The organism is Actinomyces qiguomingii, from assembly GCF_004102025.1.
GTDB classification, from domain to species: Bacteria; Actinomycetota; Actinomycetes; order Actinomycetales; family Actinomycetaceae; genus Actinomyces; species Actinomyces qiguomingii.
Genome location: NZ_CP025228.1, coordinates 3,229,000 through 3,254,827 on the forward strand (window position 1 = coordinate 3,229,000; position 25,828 = coordinate 3,254,827).

15 protein-coding genes are annotated in these 25,828 nt (G+C 67.1%); 7 read left to right on the forward strand and 8 right to left on the reverse strand.

The window, feature by feature from the left end; translation table 11 throughout:
• Positions 1 to 13: 13 nt before the first annotated feature.
• The 7 genes from CWT10_RS13565 to CWT10_RS13595 all read right to left on the reverse strand — a co-directional run bounded on the left by CWT10_RS13565 (position 14) and on the right by CWT10_RS13595 (position 11,944).
• Positions 14 to 2,458, reverse strand: a complete 2,445-nt coding sequence (locus tag CWT10_RS13565) for a glycoside hydrolase family 3 N-terminal domain-containing protein (RefSeq protein WP_103063057.1) — start codon at positions 2,456 to 2,458, stop codon at positions 14 to 16.
• A 61-nt stretch (positions 2,459 to 2,519) separates the two neighbouring features.
• Complete coding sequence (locus CWT10_RS13570; protein ID WP_103063098.1) at positions 2,520 to 3,722, reverse strand: family 43 glycosylhydrolase; 1,203 nt, start codon at positions 3,720 to 3,722, stop codon at positions 2,520 to 2,522.
• A gap of 2 nt (positions 3,723 to 3,724) precedes the next feature.
• Positions 3,725 to 6,673, reverse strand: coding sequence for an alpha-L-rhamnosidase (locus CWT10_RS13575; protein WP_103063056.1), 2,949 nt, complete (start codon positions 6,671 to 6,673; stop codon positions 3,725 to 3,727).
• A gap of 100 nt (positions 6,674 to 6,773) precedes the next feature.
• Complete coding sequence (locus CWT10_RS13580) at positions 6,774 to 7,625, reverse strand: ABC transporter ATP-binding protein (protein ID WP_103063055.1); 852 nt, start codon at positions 7,623 to 7,625, stop codon at positions 6,774 to 6,776.
• On the reverse strand, positions 7,622 to 9,424 hold the full coding sequence (locus tag CWT10_RS13585; protein ID WP_103063054.1) for a dipeptide/oligopeptide/nickel ABC transporter permease/ATP-binding protein: 1,803 nt from the start codon (positions 9,422 to 9,424) through the stop codon (positions 7,622 to 7,624). Before CWT10_RS13585 ends, CWT10_RS13580 begins: the two co-directional genes overlap by 4 nt.
• The gene (locus tag CWT10_RS13590) at positions 9,421 to 10,368 is read right to left on the reverse strand and encodes an ABC transporter permease (protein ID WP_103063053.1); all 948 of its coding nucleotides are present in this window, start codon (positions 10,366 to 10,368) and stop codon (positions 9,421 to 9,423) included. Before CWT10_RS13590 ends, CWT10_RS13585 begins: the two co-directional genes overlap by 4 nt.
• Positions 10,369 to 10,408: 40 nt before the next feature.
• Positions 10,409 to 11,944: an ABC transporter substrate-binding protein gene (locus CWT10_RS13595; protein WP_103063052.1), complete on the reverse strand. Its 1,536-nt coding sequence runs from the start codon at positions 11,942 to 11,944 to the stop codon at positions 10,409 to 10,411.
• Positions 11,945 to 12,222: 278 nt separating this feature from the next.
• Here CWT10_RS13595 and CWT10_RS13600 point away from each other — a divergent pair, with 278 nt between their 5' ends.
• Positions 12,223 to 13,281 (forward strand): LacI family DNA-binding transcriptional regulator, encoded by a 1,059-nt coding sequence (locus CWT10_RS13600; RefSeq protein WP_103063051.1) that lies wholly within the window; start codon positions 12,223 to 12,225, stop codon positions 13,279 to 13,281.
• A 135-nt stretch (positions 13,282 to 13,416) separates the two neighbouring features.
• Here CWT10_RS13600 and CWT10_RS13605 read toward each other — a convergent pair whose 3' ends face one another.
• Positions 13,417 to 15,660, reverse strand: coding sequence for a PKD domain-containing protein (locus CWT10_RS13605; protein ID WP_103063050.1), 2,244 nt, complete (start codon positions 15,658 to 15,660; stop codon positions 13,417 to 13,419).
• A gap of 536 nt (positions 15,661 to 16,196) precedes the next feature.
• On the opposite strand from CWT10_RS13605, the gene CWT10_RS13610 reads away from it, so the two are divergent.
• From CWT10_RS13610 to CWT10_RS13635, 6 genes are all read left to right on the forward strand, one after another.
• Complete coding sequence (locus CWT10_RS13610; protein WP_103063049.1) at positions 16,197 to 16,619, forward strand: hypothetical protein; 423 nt, start codon at positions 16,197 to 16,199, stop codon at positions 16,617 to 16,619.
• Between the two features lie 101 nt (positions 16,620 to 16,720).
• Positions 16,721 to 17,116, forward strand: a complete 396-nt coding sequence (locus CWT10_RS13615; RefSeq protein ID WP_103063048.1) for a hypothetical protein — start codon at positions 16,721 to 16,723, stop codon at positions 17,114 to 17,116.
• A gap of 233 nt (positions 17,117 to 17,349) precedes the next feature.
• Complete coding sequence (locus CWT10_RS13620) at positions 17,350 to 20,337, forward strand: alpha-L-rhamnosidase (protein WP_269843771.1); 2,988 nt, start codon at positions 17,350 to 17,352, stop codon at positions 20,335 to 20,337.
• A gap of 112 nt (positions 20,338 to 20,449) precedes the next feature.
• Complete coding sequence (locus CWT10_RS13625) at positions 20,450 to 21,883, forward strand: MFS transporter (protein ID WP_103063047.1); 1,434 nt, start codon at positions 20,450 to 20,452, stop codon at positions 21,881 to 21,883.
• A gap of 1 nt (position 21,884) precedes the next feature.
• Positions 21,885 to 23,600 (forward strand): carboxylesterase/lipase family protein, encoded by a 1,716-nt coding sequence (locus tag CWT10_RS13630; RefSeq protein WP_103063046.1) that lies wholly within the window; start codon positions 21,885 to 21,887, stop codon positions 23,598 to 23,600.
• Positions 23,601 to 23,641: 41 nt separating this feature from the next.
• Complete coding sequence (locus CWT10_RS13635) at positions 23,642 to 25,609, forward strand: CocE/NonD family hydrolase (protein ID WP_103063045.1); 1,968 nt, start codon at positions 23,642 to 23,644, stop codon at positions 25,607 to 25,609.
• Positions 25,610 to 25,828: the final 219 nt, after the last annotated feature.

Sequence of the window (25,828 nt, forward strand, 5' to 3'; positions counted from 1 at the left end):
GCAGTCGAGTCCGTCACGGCTGTTCGATGCGGGCGGGTGCGCACAGAGCGCGATGGCGCCCGACGACGGCGTCGGATCCGGTGATTCGGAAGGACGCCTCCGCACGCACGTCCTCACTGGAGGAGCCCACCCGCAGATCCATATCTCCCGCCTCGACCACCCAGTGCATGTCCCCGTCCAGCAGGGCCAGCAGGCTCGGAGCCACCTCGAAACAGACGATGGCGGATTCGCCTGCCGCCAGTTCGATGCGCTGGAAGCCGATTAATTCCTGCACGGGCCGAGTCGTCGTGGCGTAGCGGTCGGTGGCGTAGAGCTGGACTATCTCGGTGCCGGTCCGCTCCCCAGTATTCGTCACCGTGACACGCGCCCGCACAGCACCGTCGGGGGCGATGGACTCGGCATCCAACTCGAGTTCGGAGTATGCGAAAGACGTGTAAGAAAGGCCGTGTCCGAACGCATAGCGCGGAGTGTGGGGCATGTCGACATACTCGGGAAAACCCACCGAGTAGCCCTGATGCCACTGCGAACCGTTGGGGTGGTTGTAGTAGACCGGCACTTGTCCGGCGCTGCGGGCGACGGACACGGGCAGGCGCCCGGTGGCGTCGACGGCGCCGGTAAGGACGTCAACGATGGCCTCTCCCCCGGTCTCGGCCGGGTTCCACGCCTCGAGTAGGGCGCTGAGCCCGTCGGCGGCATCGGATGAGACGGGCCGACCATCCATGTGAATACCTATGGTGGGAACGCCGAGCGCACTGATACGCCGCAGCAGCCCCTCCTGCGAGACGGGCAGACCGACCTCCGTCGAATCGATTCCCTCACCCATCGTGGCGATGGAACCCGTCCCGTTCTTACCGCCGAGCATGAGAATGACAAGGTCGGCGTTCGTTGCCGCCGTGAGCGCCTCTTCATACCCGGCGTCGGAGTCTCCGGCGACCTCGTATCCACGTACCCAGTCGATCTCGCTGTCGGGCAGGCGTTCACGCAGCTCATCGAGGATGCAGCGGGCGTCGGGGTGGAAGGCGCCCAGGATGGCGTCGAATTCCTCCCGCTGGTCGGACTGGACCACTGTGCCGGGGATCGTGTCGTATCCGGTGGCTGTATCGGCCTCGGCATCGATGGTGCCGGCCATGGAGGCACGCGCGGCGAGCACGCCCTCGGCCATGGACTCGTGAGTGTAACCGGCGAAGTGGAAGCGGGCGTTCACGGCCTGGGGGCCGACGACGAGCACACGTCCGGGCGCACCGTCGCCCGTTGTGGGCAGCGGCAGGATGCCGTTGTTGCGCAGTAGCACGATGGACTCGCGGGCACTGCGCAGGGCAGCCTCACGGGCACATTCGCGATTGACTCCGGTGAAGGGCACGGTCAGTGCGTCCCCCTCACGGGCATAGGGATCCTCGAACAGGCCCATGCGGAACTTGGCCTCCAACACCCGAAGTACCGCACGATCCAGCACGGCCATGTCCGCCCGGCCGGAGTCGAAGCGGGCGGCAAGCTCATCGTTAAACCCCTGGATTACAGGCCACTCCACATCCATGCCGGCGGTGAGGGCCTGTTGTCCCGCATCGGTGAGGGTCGCGGCGACCTTCTGGAATGTGTGCATATTGCTGATGGCGCCATAGTCGGAGACGACCACACCGGCGAAGCCCATCTCGTCTCGGAGCAGGCCGGTGAGTAGACTGCGGGAGCCGGATGCGACTTCACCATTGATCGAGTCGTAGCAGGGCATGACACCCCTCAGCCCGGCATTAATGGCAGCCTGGAAGGGTTTGGCGTAGACCTCACGCAGGAGGCGGGTGGTCACGGGGGCGTGAGCACCGTGAATACCCCCCTCGGAGCCGTGGAAGCCGACGAAGTGCTTCGCAACCGCCTCGGTGCGCCGGCCAGTGCCGTCGTCGGCTTGAAGGCCACGGGTGAACGCGGCGCCCAGAGCACCGGCCAGAGTGGGGTCCTCGCCGTAGGCCTCCCCGAAGCGTCCCATGCGGGGGTCACGGGCGATGTCAAGCACTGGGGCAAGGGAGTAGGTGATGCCGACAGCCCGTTCTTGAGCGCCGACGATCCTTCCGAGTTCCTCCTCCAGCTCCGGGTCGAAGGAGGCACCGCGACCGATTCCATTGGGAAAGGAGACGGCACCGGGAAGATACGCACCGCAAACGGCCTCCATGTGGAAAACTGCCGGGATGCCATGGGGCTGACGGGCAATGATCTCGGCCTGGAGACGGCGCTGGAACGAGGCCACCTGGGCAAGATCGGTGACTCGCCGCATCTCCAAGGTGGTGACGTGACCTACTCCGAGCGGTGTCCCCGCGACGATGTCCTGGATATCCGTGTCGGTGTCGCAGGTGCCGGGAAACACGCATTGCAGTTGGCTGAGCTTTTCGGCCGTGGACATGTCGGCGAGTAGACAGTCGGCGCGCTGTGACGGACTGAGGCTGGTATTCAGCCAGGGTGCGCTGTGCATTCGGGTGCTCCTAATCGGGTCGGGTGTTTTGCAGACAATTAATTGCAGTCGAAGTCGGTGGTCAGTCGAAGTCCTCGACGCGCCACTCGTCGTGCCAGTGAATCTGGACGCGGTCGCCGTCAAAGCGGATCGGGAGCCAGACATAGTCGGCCACGGCGGTGTCGGCACCGTTCAGTTCATATAGGGAGGCCTCGACGGCGGGGCTGGGCGCGCCGCTAAGAATTGCCTCAACGTCGGTGTTCTGCCCGCCCATGGGCCTGAACCGCGCGGCGAAGCCCTGCTGTACCAGGCGGGCGTCGCCGTCCCAGGCGGGCAGCCAACGGTCGGCCAACGCGATGTACAGGTCCTGTTTGCCCGGATGCCGGAAGACCGACGAGATCTGCGAATGGTAGGAGGTTCCGGTGACATCACCGGAGTGCGGATCGCCCTGCTCACGCCACGGTCCGTGATAGCTGGGAGCGGTTGCGACCATGGAGGGGTTGGGCAGGTAGCCGGTGGTCCCAGAGGTGATCAAATAGTGGCGCCCTTTCCGCTCGAAGTATGCGGGGGCCTCACGCACGTATGGAGGTTGCAGCCGTGGGAAGTGGGTGGAGTAGTAGCCGGCGACGTCGGTGTAGTCGGTGGTGAGGTCGGCGCAGATCAGTTCCGAGTGAACCCGTTCGAAATAGTAGTAGCCCTTGGCGTCGGTGGGGTCCACGACCAGGTCGAAGTCGCCGGCGTTCATACCCAACGGCTTGAAGTCGCGGTGGGCCATCCGGTAGGGGCCGAGCAGATTGTCGGCGACCAGCACGCTGGAGCGCTGTCCGCGCCGGCTCATTACCTTGATCCAGCATACGAACAGCCCCGTCTGCGCATTGAAGACGATGTGAGGACGGTCCAGCTTCGCAGCCGGGTGGAGTGGAGAGCCGGGGTCATCCGGCTCCGGTGGGATGATCAGGCCACAGTCCTCCCAGTTGTACAGGTCGGTGGAGCGGTAGGCGCGTACGCCCCAGTGCCAGGTGGATCCGTCGGGGGTGGTGCGCTCCTTGTTCTCGCCGTACCAGTAGTAGACGCCGTCGACGACGATGATCGATCCGCCGTGGGCCTGGATGCGTTTGCCCTCGGTGTCATACCAGGGGCGTCCGGGAGTGAAGCAGGTGCGGCGACGCACACGCCCCGCATCCGGTAGGGACTCCGGGTGAATGGGCGGGAATGCTGCGACGTGGGCGGGCGAGGTATCCGCATCATTCGTGCCGGCAACTGATGGGTGGTTCGAAACGTTCATGTTCATCGCCGCTCCTCGTTAGCGCCGCCTATCGCGGTCTCGATCCGTTCCCGCAGGCCGGGTGGGGCGAAACGCGGGTCCGGCGTCAACTCGGGGGCGATGGTCGACGGCGGGTGGTCGAGCAGCGGTCGCATGCGGCGAGCCAGACCGGCGGAATCGACGGTGAGGTCTCCAGCGTCAGCCATGACGGTGACGAGCGCCTCCCAGGCGGCGGGGTCGTCCATGAGTTCGCGCACGCTGCGTGGGCGTTGCCGTCCACGAGCGGGCAGCTGTGCCACGAAGACGTGATGGCCGGGGCCGATGCTCACGGTCGCAGGGTCCGGAGAGCCGTCGGGCAGGCGTACCGTACCGATCACGCCGACGGGCAGGTCCGCCGTGAGCTCCAGGACGCCGTTGTTAGCCTCCCAGGTCACGGCGATCCGGCCGTAGGGGCTCAAATGCGTGGTGGCGGCGGAAGTGACGCCGTCTATGGGTGTGGGGGCGATCTCCACTTGCCGCCATCCCGGTGCGGCGGGGGCCAATCCGGCTAGGCCTCGGTGCAGCCAGTCGGCGATGGCACCGAGGGCATAGTGGTTGAAGCTGGTCATCTCCCCGGGGTTGATGGTTCCGTCGGGGAGCATGGAGTCCCAGCGTTCCCAGATGGTGGTGGCCCCCATGGTCACCGGGTACAGCCAACTGGGGCACTCGGTCTGAAGCAGCAGGCGGCGGGCTACGTCGACGTGCCCGGTGGTGACCAGGGCCGGGATGACCAGTGGGGTGCCGACGAAGCCGGTGGCGATATGGAATCCCGAAAGGCGCACCAGATCAGCCAGGCGCTCCCCAGCGAATGCCCGCTGCTGCGCGGTTGGAAGCAGGTCCCAGCAAATGGCCAGCGCGTAGACGGTCTGGGCGTCGGAGTGAATCCGGCCGGCAGGGGTGACGAAGGCGCGGTTGAAGGCGGCACGCGCTTCATCCGCCAGACGCCGGTAATGTGCGGCGATCGCGGCCTCGTCGAGCCTTTCTGCGGAGTCGGCGACGACGCGCGCGGAGCGGGCGAAATAGGCGGTGGCGACGACGTCGGGGTCGGCCTTGGCATCGGCCGGACGGTCCGGCGGGGCAGTGGGATCCAGCCAGTCGCCGAACTGGAATCCACCAGACCAGATGCGGTCTTCCCCGGCCAACGCGGCAACGCGGTCCACCCAGGCACGCATTGAGGTCAGTTGGGCACGCAGCACCTCCGGGTCGCCCGTGGCCTCGTAGACGGCCCAGGGGACCAGGGTGGCGGCGTCTCCCCAGGCGGCGGCGGGAGCATGCCTCACGGCCGGTTCGAAGGTGGGGGTGAAGTGCCGCACGCCTCCGTCCGCGTACTGCTCGGCTGCGAGGTCGGTCAGCCAGGATTGCAGGAACGAGGTGGTGTCGAACAGGTAGGCGGCGGTGGGAGCGAAGGCCTGAATGTCGCCGGTCCAGCCCAACCGCTCGTCGCGTTGGGGGCAGTCGGTGGGGATGGAGACGAAGTTTCCGCGTGTTGACCACACGACGTTGTCATGCAGCCGGTTCAGGAGCGGGTGGGAGCAGGCGAAGGTGCCGGCCAGTTCCAGGTCGGAGCCGATGGCTACCAGTTCGATGTCCTGGGCGGCCAAGTCCGGAACACCGGAGACCTCGGCGTAGCGCAGCCCGTGGAGGGTGAGCGTGGGCTGGAGGACGTGTTCTTCGGCGTCGGGCAGGACCCAGGTGTCGGTGGCGCGCGCCCCGCGCAGGGGGCGAGTGCCGAGTTCGCCGTCCTCAAGGACCTCGGCATGGCGGATGGTGATCTCGGTGCCGACTTCCAGCCCGCGGACGGTCAGGCGGACGACGCCGACGGCGTTCTGTCCGAAGTCGACCAGAGTCTTGCCGCTCGGCGAGTTCCAGACCCGCTGGGCGGGCAGAGCGCCGGTGGGACGGATGCGGGGCGCGGCCTGGGGAACGAGCTTTGGGGATGCGGCGCCACGGGCGGCGCCGGACGGGGCGGCGGACACGATCTCAACCCGGTGGGCGGGTGCGCCGGAGTCGGCCAGACGCAGGTCCGTGGTCTGCCCGTCGTATAGGTCGTCGGCGACGACGGCGGACTCGGCGGCGGTCCAGGACTCGTCGGTGGCGATGATCGTGCGGGTGCCGTCGGCCGCGGTGAGTTCGAGCTGGGCGGCCAGGGCGAGCCGGTCGCCGTATACCGCCGCGTCGCCCAGGTAGCCGAGGTGCCCGCGCCACCAGCCGTTGCCGAGGAGCACATCGATCCGGTTGGTGCCGGGGTGCAGCAGTTCGGTGACGTCCCAGGTGACCACTTGGAGCCTGTGGGTGTAGGAGGTCCAGCCGGGGTTGAGGACGGAGTCGTCCACGCGCACGCCATTGATGCGGGGCTCACACACGCCGTAGGCGGTGGCCCGTAGACGGGCTGTGAGTAGACCGTCTGGCACCTCGATCGTCCGGGAGATGACGGGCGCTCGCTCGCCGACGCCGCCGATGTCGACCGGGGAGATGAAGGCGGCCTCCCACTCCTCGGCATCGAGGAGGGCCGCCTCGACCTCGACCCGGGCGGACCACGGCGACCACGCCGAGTCTTCGGCGCTCGCGGGCGGCGCGCCCGTCCCGGGTCGCGCGGCTTCTGCGCCGCTGGGAACAGCGGCGCGATCGACGTCGTCCGTTCTCCCGCGCACGCGGATGCGGACGGTAGCGGATTGGCGGGAGGCCAGCGGCGTCGTCGGCCAGGGCACAAGGATCTGCTCCGCGGACTTGATCGTCACCACTTCGGTTTCGTGTCCCTCCTCTCCTGCGCGGGTGACCTCCACCTCGTAGCCCTCCTGACGCCACCCGTCGGGAGCACCGCTGATCCGCCATGACAGGCGTGGCCTGGCGGTTTCGACGGCCAGCAGTCGTGCGGCGGCGCGATGATGCTCCAAGCGCAGGTCGACGACGGACGGGGCGGTGTGAGCGGACATTGCGGAGTCTCCGGAGGGTTTGGCGAATGAACGGACGGTTGGCGGCAACGTCCCACCCGGTGGACGCGAGGAGGAACGACCACCGGGTAGGACGTCGGGGTCAGGCGGTGTGTGCCAGGGCGAGGCGCGCCCGACGGCGGGACCGCTGTTTGACCGGGTCGGCGACGGGCGCCGCCATCTGCAGCCGACGCGTGTACTCGTGCGCCGGTGCCGTGGCTACCTGGTGCGCGTCGCCGAGTTCGACTATCCGCCCCTGGTACAGGACGGCGATGCGGTCGCTCACGCGGTTGACCACACCGAGGTCGTGGCTGATGAACAGGTAGGCGACGCCGGTGGCCTGCTGGATGTCCTCGAACAGCGTGAGCACGCGGGCCTGGGTAGTGACGTCCAGCGCGGAGGTGGGCTCGTCACAAATGATCACGGCGGGGTCCAGCGCGAGCGCCCGCGCGATGGCGATGCGTTGGCGCTGGCCGCCGGAGAACTCGCGGGGGTAACGCCCCGCGGTGTCCGCAGGCATGTTGACGGCGTCGAGCAGCTCCAGGACTCGTTTCCGGGAGTTCTCAATGCCGGCGGCCTGCAGGGGCTCGGTGAGAATGTCGCCGATTCGCATGGCGGGGTTCAGCGAGGTGTACGGGTCCTGGAAGACGACCTGAATGTCTCTGGCGATGGCGCGGCGCTCACCACGGGAGACATTGGAGATGCGTCTGCCGCGGAAGCGGATTTCCCCGCCGGAGACGGGGGCCAGGCCCAGAATGGCACGGCCGATCGTGGTCTTACCGGAACCGGACTCACCGACCACGGAAAGGGTCTCGCCTGCGTACAGATCGAGGCTGACACCGTGAATGACGGTGGTGCCCGCACCCCGCTTGGCACCCGGGAAGGTGACGACGAGTTCATCGACTTCCAGGAGTGGAGTGCCGGTGGACTTGGCTTGGACCTTCGTGCTGGTCATGACTCGACCTCCATGAGCTCGACGCTGAGGGAGGAGGACAGCAGGTCGCGCGTGTACTCCTCGCGGGGGTGGGCGAACAGGGATTCGACGTCCTGAGTCTCGATGATCTCCCCGTCCTTCATGACCGAGACGGTGTCGCACAGGTCGGCGACGACGCCGAGGTTGTGGGTGACGAAAATGAGGGCGAGGCCGCGCTCGCGGGCAAGCTCGCGCAGCAGATCCAGGACCTCGGCCTGTACGGTGACGTCCAGGGCGGTGGTCGGCTCGTCGGCGACGATGACATCCGGCTCGCACGCGAGTGCCCCACAGATGAGCACCCGCTGTGCCATACCACCGGAGATCTCGTGCGGATACAGGCCCATGACGCGTTCGGCGTCGTCGATGCCGACGGAGTGCAGCAGGGAGATGGTCCGCTCCCGTATCTGTTCCTTCGACAGGTCAGTGACGGCACGCATGCCGTATGCCAGCTGTTTACCGATGGTGAAGGACGGGTCGAGGTTGCTCATGGGCTCCTGCGGCACGTAGGCGACCTTGTGTCCGCGGGTGGCCTGCATGGCCCCCTCGTCGGCGAGCACGTCGACGCCGTCGATCATGATCGTGCCGCCCAGTTTGAGCGCTTCCTTGGGGAGGATGCCCAGCACCGAGAAGGCGATCTGCGACTTGCCGGAGCCGGATTCCCCGACGATCCCGTGGATCTCGCCCTTGTGGACGTCCAAATCGACGCCGTGGACGACCTCCCGGAAGCCGGTGTCCGTGGTGTAGCCGACTCTAAGGCCGCGGATGGAAACGGCGGCCTGCGGGTCCGGGGCGGCGACGACGTCGTCTCGGTGAGCGGCAGTGGTGGCCTCCAGCGCATCGCGGCGCTGGCGGCGGGTGACGACGCGCGCCCGGGCGGAGGCCTGGAGCGCATCGGACAGGGCGTTGCCCAGAAGAATGAGCGCGAGGATAGTCACCGAGATGACCAACGCGGGCCACACCACGGCAACGGGGTTGTTGTAGATGCCGTTGAAGGAGACCTGGAGCATGACGCCCCAGGAGACGCCGGCCGGATCGCCGAGCCCGAGGAATGACATACCGGCTTCGGTGCCGATGCCGGAGGCGAGGATGAAGGCGCCCTGGATGACGATGGGGGCGCGTACGGCCCACAGGATGTGGCGGCCGATGATGCGGGCATCGGACAGCCCGACGACGCGTGCGGCGTCGACGTAGAGCTCATTTCGCACCGACACGACGACAGAGCGCACCAGGCGGTAGTAGGTCGGCGCTGTCAGTAGGCCGAAGACGGCCATCATGACCGGGATGTTCGGGCCCGTGACCGCGTACAGGGCGATGAGCAGGATGATGGAGGGCAATGACATGACCACGTCGGTGACAAAGCCGGCCACGGTTTCGAAGCGGCCGCGGTAGAAGCCGGCCACGAGTCCGCTGCTCACGCCCACCGCAAGGGAGACGCCGAGCATGAGCAGACAGGAGACGACGGTCTGCCGGGAGCCCCAGATGAGGCGGGAGAGGATATCCCGCCCCGAGCCGTCGCCGCCGAGCGGGTGCCCGGGCGTACCCGGAGGCGCATTGGTGGCGGCGAGGTCGGTGACATTCGGGCCGTACCGAGCCAGCAGCGGGGCGAAGACGGCGGTAAGGACGACCACTGTCACAATGAGCAGGCACATGTCTGCGAGGGGGTTGCGCAGGAGTCGGAGTAATACGCTGCCATCCGTGGTCTGTCTGCCATCGCCGGCGGAGGTGTCTGTAACAGGATCTGAGACGTTTGTTTCGGTTGTGGGAGTGGTTGGCGTGCTCATCGTGTTCTCGCCTTCGGGTTGAGGAGGGTGATCGCAAGGTCGCCCAGGAAGTTGACGATCAGTACGATGACGGCGGTAACCAGGACGGTTCCCATGACCATGGGTACGTCGAATATCTGCGCCGAGGAGTTGGCGAGCTGTCCCAGGCCCGGGAGCGCGAAGACCTGCTCGATGAATACCGCCCCGCCCAGGAGGGAGAAGACGGTGAGGCTCAGGACAGTCAGTCCCGGTGCGGCTGCGTTGCGCAGCACGTGGCGGAAGATGACAGCTCGCTCGCTCACGCCGCGGGCGCGCAGCGTGCGTACGTAGTCCTTACCGAGCTGGTCGAGGGTGGCGGTGCGGAATTGCTGGGCAGCGCTGGAGACGGCGCCGATGAGCAGGGCGAGCACGGGCAGGGTGATGGATGCGGCCCACCCTTCTGTAGACACGTCCGGGGATACATAGCCGGTGGCCGGCAGCACCCGCCAGAAGATCGCAAAGAGGAACACCAGGACGATCGAGGTGATGAATGAGGGCACCGCGGTTCCAAGGACTGAAAGGAACTGGAGTATCCGGTCGATCCGACCGCCCTTGACCGCCGCGGTGACGCCCAGCAGCACGCTGAGCAGCGCCGTGAGGACAAGTGCGACAGCGGTGATAGCCAGGGTGACGGGCACGCGCGTGGCCAGAGCCTCGGTCACGGACTGGCCGGTGTAGAAGGAGCGGCCGAGGTCTCCGGTGAACAGCCCCTGCACCCAGTGCCCGTACTGAACCAAGAGGGGCTGGTCGAGCCCCAGCTCGACCATCTTGGCGGCCACATTCTCTTCGGTGACTTCGGCCTGCATCCCCATGACGGCCCGCGCAATGCCGGGGCCGTTGCCGTACATGAGGAAGAAGACGACAAAGGTGACAACCACGAGGACCACCACCGATCGCAGCAGGTTCCTCAAAACCGAGGTGAGCATGATCAATACTTCCTGTCTGGTTTCCAGCCTGTCCGGAGATTTACTGGAAGTCGCGGAGCTTGGGGGCCAGACCTTCAATATCGGAGACGTTGTCAATGACGACGTCGGCGGTGTGGGCGTAGAAGGAGGTGGGGTTGACCATGGGGGCGAACCAGGCCTGGTCGATGATGTACCGGTTGATGGCCTTCTGCGCGGCCTCGGCCTCCTCATCGGTGCCGGTGCAGATGATGTCCCACTGTTCGTCGACGTAGTCGTCCTTCTGGTGCTCAAGATTCCAGTAGCCGGTGTCGCGCACCACGATGTCGATGTCCTGGGCGGAGTCGCCGATATTGCCCAGCTGCCACAGCACCACCGGGTAAGTACCCGAGAGCAGGTCGCCGATGGCATTGGCTCCGGTCAGTGGGACCTGTTTGACGGTGATGTTGAGTTCGGCGAGCTGCTGGGTGATGTAGGGCATGAGCACGTCGTGGTTCTGTCCGTCCATCGTAGGCAGTTCGATCTCGAAGCCGTCCGCGTAGCCGGCCTCGGCCATGAGGGACTTGGCCTTGTCGACGTCGAACGGGTAGGGGTCGGCCAGGTCGTCAATGTATGCCGCCGAGCCGGGACGGAAGATCTGGTGGGAGACCTCGCCGTGGCCGGCGTAGAGGTTGTCGACCATGGCCTGCTTGTCGAAGACCATGTTGATGGCCTGGCGCACGCGAACGTCGCCAAGGGCAGGGATGATCTCACCCTTGTGATCGGTTAGCAGCAGCCGGGTGGTCTGGCCGTTCATCTCCTTGACCTCGAAACCGGATCCGGTGACCTCGTCGTAAGACTGGGCGTTGACGAGGGTGCCGTCGATCTGCCCGGTCTTGAGGGCATTCAGGGCGGCAGTCTCCGAGTCATAGACCTTGCAGACGAGCTTTGAGTAGGGATAGACATCGGCCTCCCAGTGTTCCTGGTTCTTGGTGAACGAGTACACCGAGCCGCGGGTGGTTCCTGCCTCATCAAGCAGATAGGGGCCGAATCCTACGGGCTTGTCATTCAGGTTGCCTGAGTCGATCAGATCGGGTGAAGTGAGTTTGATCCGGAACACTCGGTCACTCATCAGGGGTTGCGGCTCGGGCCAGGTGAGCGTGATCGTCTGAGCATCAGGAACATCAAAGGTAACTCCCTCGTAGAGGCTGCGCGTGGCCTCATTGGTGGTGGCGAACTCGAAGTTCGCTTTCACGGCCTCGGCGTCCGCGATCGCACCGTCGGAGAACGTGACACCCTGGCGCAGGTGCGCAGTGAAACTCCTGCGGTCGTCGCTGATCTCCCAGGATTCGGCGAGGCTCGGCTCGAGCTCGCCGAACTCGTTCGCCCGGCACAAAACACCCCAGATCGCTTCTCCCGGCCACCCCTGATAGCCGGGCTGATTGTTGGGATCCCAGCCCTCGATATCGGCGGTCATGCCGAGGGTCAGGGTGTCCTTGGCGCCGCCAGCGGCGGAACCGCCACCGGTGTTGTTAGCTCCTCCGGTGCAGGCGGCGAGTATCGCACCGGCGGTTACAGCAGCGGAGCCGGTGAGCATGGAGCGACGGGTGACGAGTCGCATGGTGTCCTCCCTTGGACTAAATGGATACGAACTCCGGGGCCGGGTCGGCGGCGACCTCGGCCGGAACCTCGCACAGCCGGACTGTGAAACGTTCTACAACCACGGTAGCGGCCCACCGGGCGGCTTGTCAAGAAAATGGTCTCCCAATGAAACATTCACAAGACCGCCGATCGTTGGCTCAGCCGAGCACCCGCTGTCATTGAGTGGCGGCGGCGATGCCGACGCCCCCTGACTCGCCGGATGTGTAACGATGCACTACGTCTAGCTAGGATGACGACGTGTCCGCATCTCCTAAAGCGCCAGGCCCACCCGCTCCCCCCAGGCGCGCCACCATCAAGGACGTGGCGGCCGAGGCCGGCGTCTCCGTAGCCGCCGTCTCCAAGGTGCTTCGGAACGCCTACGGGGTCTCCGACCAGATGCGTCAGCGGGTCGAAACCGCCATTGAGAAACTGAACTACCGCCCCCGCACCGGTGCACGCACCATGCGTGGCAGCTCGCAGACGATCGGCCTGGTGCTGACGGACTTTGCCTCGTCCTTCCAGTTCGAGGTGGCCGAGGCCATCGCCTCCCGGCTTGCCCAGACGCGATACCAGGACATCCTCACGATCGCTGGCACTTCCCCTGAGGGGTACCGCAAACGCATCGACTCACTCGTTGACATGCAGGTTGACGGCATCATCCTCATCTCCCCGAGACTCGACATGGCATCGTTGAACCAACTGGCCAGGTCCGTGCCCTTGACTACGGTGGCGCTTCATGGGGAGCCGGAGCGTTTCGACACCGTCGTCACCGATGAGCGTCGCGGTGCGGAGCTCATGGTCGACCACTTGGTGTCGCTGGGCCACGAGTGGATCGCGCATACCGCGATGCCGCTGTCCAGCGTTGAGAATGGATACCTGTTATCGCAGACAATGAGACGGAAGGGCTTCATCCGAGCGATGGAGACCCGTGGCCTCGCTCCGGATGTCATCGAGACCTACTACTCGGAGTCCGGTGGCCGTAATGCCGCGGAGCGTGCACTCGCGCGCAGGCATCGGCCCACAGCCATCTTCGCGGGCACCGACACCGTGGCCTTCGGTGTGCTCGACTACGTCGAGGAACACGGGCTGAGCGTGCCAGCAGACATGAGCGTCAGCGGCTACGACAACGTTCACACCACGTCTTTACGTAGGGTCGCGCTGACGACCGTCGATCAATCGGGGCAGCAGACCGGGCAAGCCGCGATAAAGCTGTTGCTGGAGAGGATCGAGGGACGCACCGAATCTGCTCAGCGAGTCATTGAACCGACTCTCGTGGTGCGCAGCACTACGGCTCCACCGGACACTCCGCAACACTGAGCGGTGAACAAGGCTCTGCGAAACAGCAGTATGAGTTGCGGGCAAGGGCACGTCGCGGTTCGAAGACATGTGACAGGTCGTCACCGACGTGGTCGTGACACACCTGCACATGCCTTCGAACCATGCGTCGATCACTCAAACACGTCGTCGCGCGGCCAGTAGTGCCCCGAATGCGCAAGCGGCTACGGCTCCCGCCGTCAGCACCACTGCCGGTATGCCGGTCCGGGCCAAGCCGGTCGCCGAGTTACTCTTCCCGGAGGGTGTCGCCTCCGTTTGTGCAACGTTCTCGGACGTCGATGGCTTCGAGGTCTGCGACGCATTCGATGTAACCGTGCCAGACGGAGGAGATGCCGCGGATGTGGGAGTGGTCGGTTGCGGTGCCTCGGCGCTCTCCGACGCGATCGGCGATGGAGCCGGGTCCGCAGGCCCGGCGTTCGCCCGTACAACCACGCGGACACGCACCAGATTCTGGACCTGGGCGAAGGTATCAGGGCTCCCAGCGATGGCCGATGTAGCCCGCGCGGTGACCCAGTAGGTACCCGGCTCGGCGAATGCGTGCTCCATAGTCACACTCACCTTTTCTCCAGATGTCTGGGTGGCCTCGACGTATTCGCCGCTCCCGGTGAACTCCCAGTCGATGCTGACCACCTCTCCAGCCGACGCCGGCATATCGGCGCTCGCCACAAAGCGAACCATCTGCCCGACCTCTGCCGTGACCGAGTCCGCGCTCAGAGTCAGAACCGGTTGCACACCCGCTCGCTCCGCCGCCGTCGAGGGCAACACCACCTGGCCATCATTGAAGCTGTACGAAGTGGATGCCGGGGGTGTAACACCGTCCTCCACCCACGCCGCCAGGTCACGCAGGGCTCGTTGCACCATGGGATCGTAGGAGACGACTCGGGTCGACTTCTCACCGGTTACCGGGCCTTCGAGGTGGTCGGCGTTCTCGTTGACGTAGATTCGCAACCGCTCGTCCGCCCCGGCATCGCCCTGGGCCGCGCGCACACGCTCAACGTACCAAGGAGCGTGCCAGGTGTAGGCGTCAACATCCTGCAAATTTGACACCAGAATGACCTTCCCCTGGAACATGCCCGAGTAGGTGGCACCACCCGAGATCGAACTTGCCATCATGCCCGCAATCAGCGGTTGACGCTGTGGATAGAGCGGCTCGCCGGCGTCGTCATAGAAGCGGTCGTAGACCGTGAAGCCCTCCTCCTGGGGTGGGAGTTGGTGGCGGTAATAGGAGCGCGCCGCTATCGACCAGCGGTTGTCTACTGTGATCAACGCACCATCCTTCAGCGCCGCCAGCGCTGTCGCGTCGCTTTCCTCCGTCAGAGTCAGTCGCCCGGTTGCCGCATCGAGCATTCCGGTGAGCACGCCCACGGGGGCGCCGTCGTCGTCCAGGACCCGCATCTCGAGGCCTTCATCCAAGGCGCCAGCGGGAAATCCCTGCGTCATGAGCACGGCTGGGGACTCGGCGTCGTCGTACTCCACGGTGGTCACGGTGAGAGTGGTATCCACCAGTGCGGCCCGGACGACCTCGCCCAGTGGGGACTCCTCCGTGCCGAGGTAGCCGGGCTCACTCCAGAAATCGTCAGTATAGGCGGGGTCCATACTCTTGACCATGGATACGTAGCCAAGCAGGCCGTCGTCGAAGCTGTAGCCGAGGAGGTATTCGGGGTCCTCCCATCCCTCGAGTTGGACTCCGAGGCCGGTCATCTCCTCCAGCATCATGGTCTGTGCCTCGTTCAGACCGGCGTACGGATTGGAGCTGTTGAGTACGGCGTCGGAGATCTGCTGGCGCACGTCGCCGAGAACCAACCTTCCCATCGCGCGGATGAAGAAGTTATTGGGAATGGACACGGGCGTGCCCATGACGGTGGGGACGAACCCGTCCCAGACACCGGTCGTGTTCTCGGCGGCGCCTACGGTCTGGAAGGACCCGCCGGAGGGCCCGTACAGGTAGCCGTATATATGGCGCGCGTCGTCGCCGTAGTAGGAGGCGGCGATCTCACGGCCCAGTCGGGCTGCGGCGGCCGCGTGTCTGTAGCCGCTTGAACCGGAGGCCTGAACGGTGTAGCCGCCGGACTCCACACCAAACAGGATGGCCTCATCCGTGGCGTTCTCATCGGTGAGCGGATAGGTGTACTGGAAGAAGCGCCCCTGCCACCGCTCGGCGGGCGGCAGGTAGACAGCGAATCGCGACGACGTCCCCTCGAAATAGCCTCGCACAATGTGTAACGTTGTCGGCGCGGTGACGTCCTCCTCCGATTCGATGACGGCCACGGCGTAGGTGGCGTCAACGCATTCGGCGGTGACGATGACGGCGCCGGCCGCCGAAGTAGCACACGGTTCGCCGTCTCCCGGGCTCGCCGCCATCGCGCCACCTGCAGGCGCACCGACTCCGAGAGCCAGAGCCAGCACGCACAGAATCAGCACACCCAACTCAGACAAACGGCGCGGGAGCACGCCTACGAGACGCTCCGCTACAACGGATCGCCTGCCCGGCGGATGCGGGCACGGAGGCGATGACCGCCAACACTCACGGAGCTGCGTTGGACCATGAGACATGTTTTCCTCCTTAGATCGACACCTCGGGTACGCCTTGGGAAGGTGCCGGCAATGGGAATAGTCGACGGCTCACGGGTGCGGAGCGCGCGGCAACGTCGCCTCGCACACAAACCCTTCACCCGTAGACCGTTCTACGACTGACGATAGACTTCTCTAGGCACGACGTCAACACCCTGCACACCTCTTGCGCAGATCAGACGGCGGCACGCCCCCATGAATCCCACACGCTGCGCGGCACAGCCCGTTTCCCACAACTCGTCTTCGCCGCAGGGCCGGCTCCGCCGCCTGTGGAAAACCCGCCGTCCGGGCGTGCGCAGACGCCACAACAGCCCGAGTATCAGTTCATGGACACCATCCCCGCGCCGCCTCCGCTGCCGACGATCGACTTCGCCTATGCCAGGCGCCCCAGCAGAGCTCGGACCGCTGATGCCCGCGTGCAGATCTCCCCCGGAGTCGCCTTGCTTCCGACTCCCGGGCAGACGGTGTGGGCGCAGCAGCGCGAGGTCGGCCTGGCCCGGTGCATGGCCGCCGTTCACTCAGCCAGACCCACAGTCGTACTCACCCACGAGGCGGCGGCGCTCGCACACGGCCTGTGGCTGCGCCGCGGTGAGACCGACATTCGCATTGCGGTGCCCACGAAACCCAAGCGCCCCCGACAGTCCCTGGCCCCCATCGCCTTTACGGACGGAGAGCTCCCGCTCCCATCCGGGACGGGTCGTACCGTCAGCCTGCGACGGCGTCGGTCCCGGTTGCAGCCGATGATGTAGAACTGGTCAACGGGCTCCCGGTCACGTCCCTGCTCAGAACGGCGATCGACTGTGCCTTCGACCTGCCCGCGCGCGAGTCGATCACCATCGTTGATTCGGCGGTGCGCGCTCGCGCCGTCGCCGCCATGGCGAGCCCCTTCTCGGAGTCGCCCGGCGAAAGCCTGACGCGGCGGCTGATAGTTGCCCTCGGATTGCCGCCGCCAGAGTTGCAGTACGAAATCCTGCTCGACGCCGACGGCTTCCAACGCTTCCTCGATCTGGCCTGGCCGAACCTGCGATTGGCGATCGAGTTCGACGGCCGCAGCAAGTGCAGCGTCAACGACGACGTCTGGGAGGAGAAGCTCCGGCAAGACGCCATCGGCGCAATGGGCTGGTCGTTCATACGGGTGCCGTATGCGGACCTCAATAACGAGGAGCGGCTGGCATCGCGAGTCATGCAGCACATGCCGTCAAGCGTGACGCTGCATGCCCGCCGCATTCCCGGCCTGTGGGAGTAGTGCGGCTCGATTCGCACCCGTGGGCAAAGATGCGCAAACGACGTGCAGGTCGTTCTCGGGCGGATGAGGACGTCTTCGCCCGCCCAAGGTCGTCCTCGGGCTGACAAGGACGTCTTCGGGTGTGGGAGGACGTCTTCGGCGGGCGCCGCCTCCCCATTGACTCGGCCCGCTCTGCCAACTAGCCTTTGAGTCGTTTCAACGTCCGCCCCTCGTCACCGCAGACGGAGCCACACGTGTCGACGCAGACAACGCAGACATCCCCCTCGCCGCAGCCGCCCACCGCCGCGCCCGCAGCCCCGCAGCAGCCCACCACCGCGGCGCAGCGCCCACTTCCCCCGACGCCAGTCGCCCCAGCCGTTGACACAGACAGCACCGGCCCCCTTCCCTCCGCCCGGCCCATTGTCCCCGAGCCCGCCATCACCGCCGCCGACCTGCCCGACCCCGTCGACGAACTGGCCGCCCCCACCCACCTCAAGTTCGAGCAGTACCCGCCCGGCGACGTCCTGGGCGGCGCCTCCCCCACGCCCCGCCTGTCCTGGGAGATCCCCACCGCCCCCGCCGGCTGGTCCCCCACCGACGCCGAGCTCGAACTCACCCGCACCGACTCCGCTGGCAACCCACTCGGCCTTCCTCAAACGCTTACGCTGGCCACCGCCGATGGCGTCCTGGCCGACTGGCCCACCGCTCCCTTGACCTCCCGCGAGCGCGTGGTGGTACGTGTGCGCGCCACCGGCTCCGTGGCCGTCGCCGCCTCCGCCACCACCCCGGCCACCGCGGTGCCCGCCACCACCGACTGGTCGGACCCCGCCGTCTACGAGGCCGGCCTGCTCAGCACATCCGACTGGCAGGCTCTTCCGGTGGGCCCCGCATGGCCGGAAAACCCCGAAAGCGACCGTCGTCCGCCGCGGGTTCGTCACGAGTTCACGGTTGACCGCCCGGTTGTGGCCGCCCGCGCCTATATCAGCGCCCACGGGCTGATCCGTGCCGAGCTCGACTCCGCCCGCATCGGTGCCGATGAGTTGGTCCCGGGCTGGACCGTGTATGGGCAGCGACTGGTCGCCCGCACCTACGACGTCACCGCACAGTTGCTGAACCAATCCGCCGCCGGGGACGGCGTCGGGGCGCACGCGCTCGGCGCCCAGTTGGCGGACGGCTGGTACCGCGGACACATCGGCTTCGACGGCGGCTACCGCAACCTTTATGGCGACGACGTCGCCGCCATCATCCAACTCGAGCTCACCCATGCAGATGGCACGCGCACTACGATCACCACCGGCCCCGACTGGCGGGCCGGTGCCGGCGAGATCCTGTTTACCGGCCTTTACGACGGCGAGACGGTCGATGCCCGTCTGCTCACTCCTGGTTGGTCCGCCCCCGGCTTCGACGACGCCGACTGGTCGCCGGTGGCGGTCGGCGCCTCGGACGCCGAGCGGCTGATCATGCCGGTAGACGCTCCGGTGCGCACCCAGGAGACCCTGCTGCCTGTCGCCGTAACGGTGCAGGAACGGCGAATGATGACCATGGGTGACGCGCAGATCGAGATCGTCCCGGAGCGGGCACTGATCGACTTCGGCCAAAACATCTCCGGCCGCCTGCGCATACGCGTGTCCGGTCCGGCCGGCACCACCATCACGCTGCGTCACGCCGAGGTCCTCGAGGACGGCCGGTTGGGCACGCGTCCGTTGCGTGGCGCCGCCGCCACCGACCGTTACACCCTGGCCGGCGACGGCGTGGAGGAGTGGGAGCCGGCCTTCACCATTCACGGCTTCCGCTACGCCGACGTCACCGGTTGGCCGGGCGGGGCGGCAGCGGCTAAACGGGAGATTGAGGCCGGGGCGATCACCGCCGTCGTCGTGCACTCTGAAATGGAACGGCTAGGCGCCTTCAACTGCTCGGACGAACGCGTGAACCGCTTGCACGAGAACTCGCGCTGGTCCATGCGGGACAACTTCGTGGCACTGCCCACCGACTGCCCGCAGCGCGATGAGCGCCTGGGCTGGACCGGTGACATCCAGGCCTTCGCTCCCACCGCCGCCTTCCACTACGGCTGCAGCGGGTTGTTGTCCTCCTGGCTGGCGGATCTGGCGATCGAGCAGTCCGTGCATGGCACGGTGCCCTGGTACGTGCCGGTGATCCCGGGCGGATTCTGGACCCCGCCACGACCTGCCGCCGTATGGGGCGATGCCGCCACCGTGGTGCCGTGGGAGCTGTTCCGGGCCACCGGCGACCGGGGTCTGCTGGTGCAGCAGTATGACTCAGCCAAGGCCTGGGTGGATCTGGTGGATTCCCTGGCCGCCGCCGATCATGTGTGGGACTCCGGCATGCAGCTGGGCGACTGGCTGGACCCCTCCGCCCCGCCGGACAACCCCATGCAGGCGATGACCGATCCCCACCTGGTGGCTACGGCCTTCTTCGCCCAGTCGGCCCGGATAGTGGCCGGTTGGGCGCGGGTTCTGGGCCGGGAGGAGGACGCCGCCCACTACGCCGCCCTGGCGGAGGCGATCGGGGAGGGATTCCGCGCCCGCTTCACCGACGGCGCCGGGCGCATGACCTCAGACACCCAGACCGCCTACGCCCTGGCTATCACCTTCGACCTGACCGGTTCGGAGGAGAATCGGGAGGTTGCGGGCAACCGCCTGGCAGAGCTGGTGGAGGCCTCCGGCGGGCATGTGTCCACCGGTTTCGCGGGCACTCCCGTGCTCACCGGCGCGCTGAGCGCCACCGGGCATGTGGACGCCGCCTACCGGCTACTGCTGACGACGACGTGCCCGAGCTGGCTGTACACGGTCGCCATGGGTGCCACCACCACTTGGGAGCGCTGGGATTCCATGCTGCCCGACGGGAGTATCAACCCCGGCGACATGACCAGCTTCAACCATTACGCCCTGGGCGCGGTGGCGGCCTGGATGCAGCGCAGCGTCGGAGGCCTGGCGCCGGCAGAACCCGGCTACCGGGTGATTGAGGTGGCACCGGTTCCGGGCGGGGGCCTGACCCGCGCGGAGTCTGTGCACCACACCCCCTACGGCTGGGCCGCCGTGAGCTGGCGGCTGGTGGACGAGGCCGGAAACGAGATCACCTCGCAGGCGGCCACTGCCGGGCAGGGGCGCCTGGAGGTCGACGTCGTCGTCCCCGTCGGGGCCCAGGCGCGCGTAACCCTGCCCGGCCGGGAGGGCCAGGCGCCTGTTGAGCTGTCCCACGGCCGCCACCACCTGGTGGCCTGAGACCGCATCCGTCGCTCGACGGCGTCTTACCGAATCAACTAACAACTGTCGGAACCGCATCGGTTCACCATTGGCATCTTCAATAACCGCACACGCGAGTAAAGGAGTTCCCATGTCCCAGCCACAGGCCGTCCCCCAGGTGGGCAAGGATCCCAATATTCAGGAACCCACCCGGCCGGGCACCTCTATGAAGTACCTGGGCGGCAGGCCCTTCTACCAGTACCTGTTCGCCTACACCATCGCGGGAATGTTCCTGTTCTCCTGCTACTCCGCGATCCCCGGCATTCTGCTGCCCAACCAGGTGCAGATGGTGGAGTTCCAGGCGTTCTTCGGCGACTATCCGCACGTGACCGCGGAGGTGCTCCAACAGCTCGCCTCCGGCACCTACGCGGGCGCCGACGCCGCCGAGCTGTTGGACATCTACGACCGGTACGACGGCGCGCGGGCCAGCGCCATGTCGGTAGTCACCGCCGTCGGCTCCTTGTTCACCATGTTCGCTCAGCCGATCGTCGGCGTCATCTCCGACCGGTGGCGCTCACGCTGGGGGCGCCGCTCCTTCTGGATCTGCGCGGGAGGATTCGTGGGAGCCCTGCTCATGATCGGGCTTCGCTACTCCACCACCATCCTGCTGATCACCGTCTTCTGGGTGGTGGCCCAGGTGGCCCTGAACTTCATGCAGGCGCCGCTGACTACGACGATCGCCGACCGCACTCCAGAGCACCGGTTGGCCACGGTTTCCGCCTTCGCCGGTCTCGGCACCATGATCGGCGGTCTGACCGGTTCACTGGTTGCCGGCAACGCATTTAACGCCATCGGCCTGGACGCATACTACATCTTCGCGATTCTGGTGACCTTCGGTGCCGCCTGCTTCGTGCTGCTCGCCAAGGACCGTTCCTCCAAGGATCTTGAACTGCCGCACTTTGACGTCAAGGCCTTCATAATCGGCTTCACGATCGCCCTGCGCGATCGCGACTTCCGGTGGGTTTGGATCGCCCGTCTGCTCATGTTCCTGGGCTATACCGCCTCCACCACCTTCAACCTGTACGTCCTCCAGTCCTATGTGCGGCCGGCACTGACCCAGGCAGAGGCCAATGCTATGGCTCCCATCCTGGGTCTAGTGGCCATGCCTGGAATGGTCATCATGATGCTGGTCTCCGGGCGGATGTCTGACAAGCTGGGGCGGCGCAAGCCTTTCGTCATCTACTCCTCCTTCGCCCTGGCGGCCTTGTACTTGCTGCCCGCCATCTGGCCCTCGGTGGTGAGTCTGCTGATCATGTCAGCGCTTTCAGGCTTCGCTTTCGGCGCCTTCATGACGGTGGACCAGGCCCTGTTCATCGACGTGCTGCCCGATCCGGAGGCCGCCGGCCGCGACCTGGGCGTGGCGAACGTGGCCACGAACATCGGACAGATGCTGGCTCCCGTAATCGCTGGCCAGCTGGTCGCCCATATCGCGGGCGCCGCCGGCTACCGCATGATCTACATCTTCGCCATGGCCATGTTGCTGCTGGCTGCTCTGGCGATCTACCCGGTGAAGAAGGTCAAGTAACGTGCCCGCCTCTCACCCCGCCTCCACCCCGATCGCAATGCCTGCGGCCGGACCGGCGCCCGTGGTTGACGCCCCCTGCGGCGCGGTGCGCGGGGTGTGGCGGCACATCATCTCCGCATCCGGCGTTGCGCCCGTATCCCGGGCCGAACCCGTGGCCGCCGGGGCCGGCAACGGTACGGCAGGTGCCGCCAGGCCCGGCCGGACCGCCACCGCCCAGGCGGACGCCGTCCCCGGCCGCTACAACCGCTCAGCGGCCTTCTACGCCATCCCCTTCGCCGAACCGCCCACCGGCCCGCGCCGACTTGCGGCGCCGGTGCGGCGCGGAGGCTGGGAGGGTGTGCGAGAGGCGGACCGCCCCGGTCCTACCCCGCAACGGCGTCCCTTCGCGCAGACCACAGCCATCCCCGAGCCCTCTATTCCTGGCGAGGACATACTCACCGTTAATGTCTTCACGCCCGCTCCGGGGGATGCGGATGCTCGCCTGCCGGTGCTGGTGTGGATTCACGGCGGCGGCTTCTACGCGGGCAGCCCTTCCAGTCCTTTCTACGATGGTGCCGCCTTCAACCGCGACGGCGTGGTCACCGTGTCCGTGTCCTACCGGCTGGGCCTTGACGGCTTCGGCTGGATACCCGGCTCCAATGCGCCCGTCAACCGCGGCATCCTGGATCAGATCCTCGCCCTGGAATGGGTGCAGGAGAATATCACCGCCTTCGGCGGGGATCCCGAACGCGTCACCGTCGGTGGCCAGAGCGCCGGCGGCGCCTCCGCACTGGTCCTGCTGAACTCCCCTCTCGCCCGCGGCCTGCTGCGGGGCGTGATCTGCGAGTCGGGTGGCACCACGGCGGCCACCGTCGCCGACGCCCGCGTAATCGGGGAACGTGCCGCCCGGATCGCTGGCATTACCGCGGACCTGGCCAGTTGGCGTTCCCTGACGCAGGAGCGGATTCTCGACGTGTCAGAGCAGTTGGGCCGGGAGTTCCCGCTGTTCGATGTCTCCGCCGACCTGTCGCGCTTCATCCGCCCGCCTGAGGCGATCTCCCGCACCTTCATGCCGGTGGTGGACGGGGAGGTCATCCCCGCCTCCACCCTGGATGCGGCCCGAACCGCGGTTGGCGCCGACATCCCCGTCCTATGCGGCGGGGTGCGGCACGAGCTCACTCCGATCGGCCGGTCCCTGAGCCGGGAGATGGCCGGGCGGCCCGCCGCGGATCTGCTGGCCGAGGCCGGCATGAACCCGGAGCGGATCACGCAGCTGGCCGCCACCTACCCGGAGCTCGCCGGGGATGAGGAGCTGCTGGTGGGGCAGGTGATCTCCAACGGCCTGTTCCGCCTGCCGCTGCTGGCCTGGGCGCGGCGGCGCGCCGCCGACCCGGTCGCGGCCGAACGCACATGGGTGTACGACTTCTCCTGGTGTTCGGCCCTGCGCCCGCCGGCGGGCGGGCTGTCCACCCACTGCATGGAAGTGCCCTTCGTCTTCGACTGCCTGGCCCACCCGCATGCCGACGGCGTCCAAGGCTCCCCGCGGCCGCAGTCGCTGGCCGATGTCATGCACGCCGACTGGGTGCGGTTCATTCGCGACGGCGACCCGGGCTGGGCCCCCTGGGACCACTCCGGGAGCGGCCGGCGCTACGGCGGTCCGGACCGTCCGGAGGGCGCCGTCGACGAAGCCATCTACCCCCTGGAACTAGCCATGCTGGCTGACGCCTTGCGGGCCTGACCGACGCAGCCGACAACCGAGCCCGAACAGGAGCCACACCCATGACCGCCACACCCGAAACCGACCCGGACGTCACCGTGTCCATCCCGGACTCCGTGCGCGCCGCCCTGAGACTGCCCGCTGCCGACGGGCCCGCCGCCCGCGCCGTCCATGAGGTGCTCCACACGCCCATGGCAGATGGGACCGTGCTGCGCGCCGACGTCGTGCGCCCCGACGACGACGCCGCCCACCCGGTACTGCTGACCCGCTGCCCCTACTTCGGGGCCTGGCGCCCAATGATCTGCGAAGTCACCGGAGCCGCCCCCAACACTCCGGGGCTCATGGCGGGCGTGCTGGGCATGCAGGCGGCCATGAGTCTGGATCTGGCCATCTCCGAGGGCTTCGCCGTGGTCGCGCAGGCCTGTCGTGGCACTGACATCTCCGACGGCGACTTCCGCTTCTACTTCGACGAGGCCGCCGACGGCGTGGCCACGCGGGCGGCGCTGGCCGCCCTGCCCTGGTGCGACGGGCGCGTAATCACCTTCGGCAACTCCTACCTGACCACCACCCAGTTCACCGCCGCGCTGGCGAGCACCGAGCACCTGACCGCTATGACCGCCTGGGTGTCCCCCTCCACCTATGACGACGACCTGGCCATGCGCGGCGGCGTGCTGTTGGAGGGGCCGTCCTATGAGTGGGCGCGTCAGCAGGTGCGCACCGGCCTGTGGCGCGATGGGCGCACAGATGCCCCACAGGAGGAGCTGCCCGAACCGGTGGAGGCCTTCACCCCCTATCTGAAACGTGTCGGGATCGGGCAGGCGGCCCAGGACCTGGCAGCGGCGCACCGGGCCGGCGGGCACGTGGTGGATTGGGTGGCCCACCCGCTGCGCGACGCCTACTGGGATTCGGTCGCCTACCCGGTGGACGCACTGGCTGGCCTGGACGTGCCCACGCTGCACGTGTCGGGCTGGTACGACCTGTTTCAGGGCGGCACCCTGCGCAATTTCACGGCCATGGCCGCCGGTGCGGCGGCGCGGGGACGGCCCGAGAATGTGCGTCTGGTGGTCGGCCCGTGGACGCATCTGACCTTCGACGGGCACCTGGCCGGACGTGACTTCCCCGGCGGCGGCGTTGACGACGTCGGCCTGGGCGAGTTGACCCTGGACTTCTGGCGGGCCGCCCTCGGGGATGAGCGGGCGGAGGAGCGGCTGCCCCGGGAGCCGGTGCGCGTGTACATCATGGGTGCGGACCGCTGGATCGACCTGCCCGCCTGGCCCGCCCCCGACGCCGTCGAGCAGGCCTGGCGCCTGGGCGCGGACGGGGCGTTGCAGGCTCCCAGCGGCCAGGCGGAACGGAATGCTGCTTCAGTGCTCGAGGCCACCACGGACGCAGCCGATGTGCCGGGCAAAGCCGGACTCGAAGCGCCGGATACACACGGGACCGCGAGTTCTACGGCGGGTTGGACCGCCTGGGTGCACGACCCGGCAGACCCGGTGCCCACCGCAGGCGGGCAAATGCTCATGGGGCCGCCGGAGAACGCCGGCCCGCACGATCAGCGCGCTGTTGAGGCGCGCGCGGACGTCGCCGTGTTCACCAGCGCGCCGCTGGCGGAGCCGGTGACGATCCTCGGGCAGGTGCGCCTTGAGGCCTGGGTGGCGGCCGATGCCGTGGACGCCCACCTGCACGCCACCCTGACCGACGTGGCCACGGATGGCACCTCCACCCTGCTGACCGACGGTGTGCTGCGGCTCAGCGCCCACGCCGGTCTGGATCGGCGCGACCCACTTACGCCGGGCGCGCCCGTGGAGGCGGAGGTGGACATGTGGTCCACCGGCGTGCACCTGCCGGCCGGGCACCGCCTGCGCGTTAACCTGGCCGGCTCGAACTGGCCGCGCTACCGCGTGGCGGACCCGGCTGACGGCACCCCCGTGAGTATGCGAGTGCTGCACGACGCGGACCACCCCAGCGCGGTGATACTGCCCAGCGTCAACTTGGAGGCCCACCCCAAGGTGGGCCGTTACGGCAACTGACCCACGGTCTTCGCGTTTGCCGCCGGCTGGCTGGCGGGCGGGCTTTCCGACTATCGGAACTGCCGATGGTGTCGGTTCGGCCGGCGGTGGTGCCGTCAGTGAGCAAACCACCACCAACCAACCCCAGCCGGCAACCACCGACGCCAGATAAAACACCCTCCACAAAACCCGGGGCTTGACACCTAGATGAGGCACCGAACCACTTTCGCGGGCACCCGA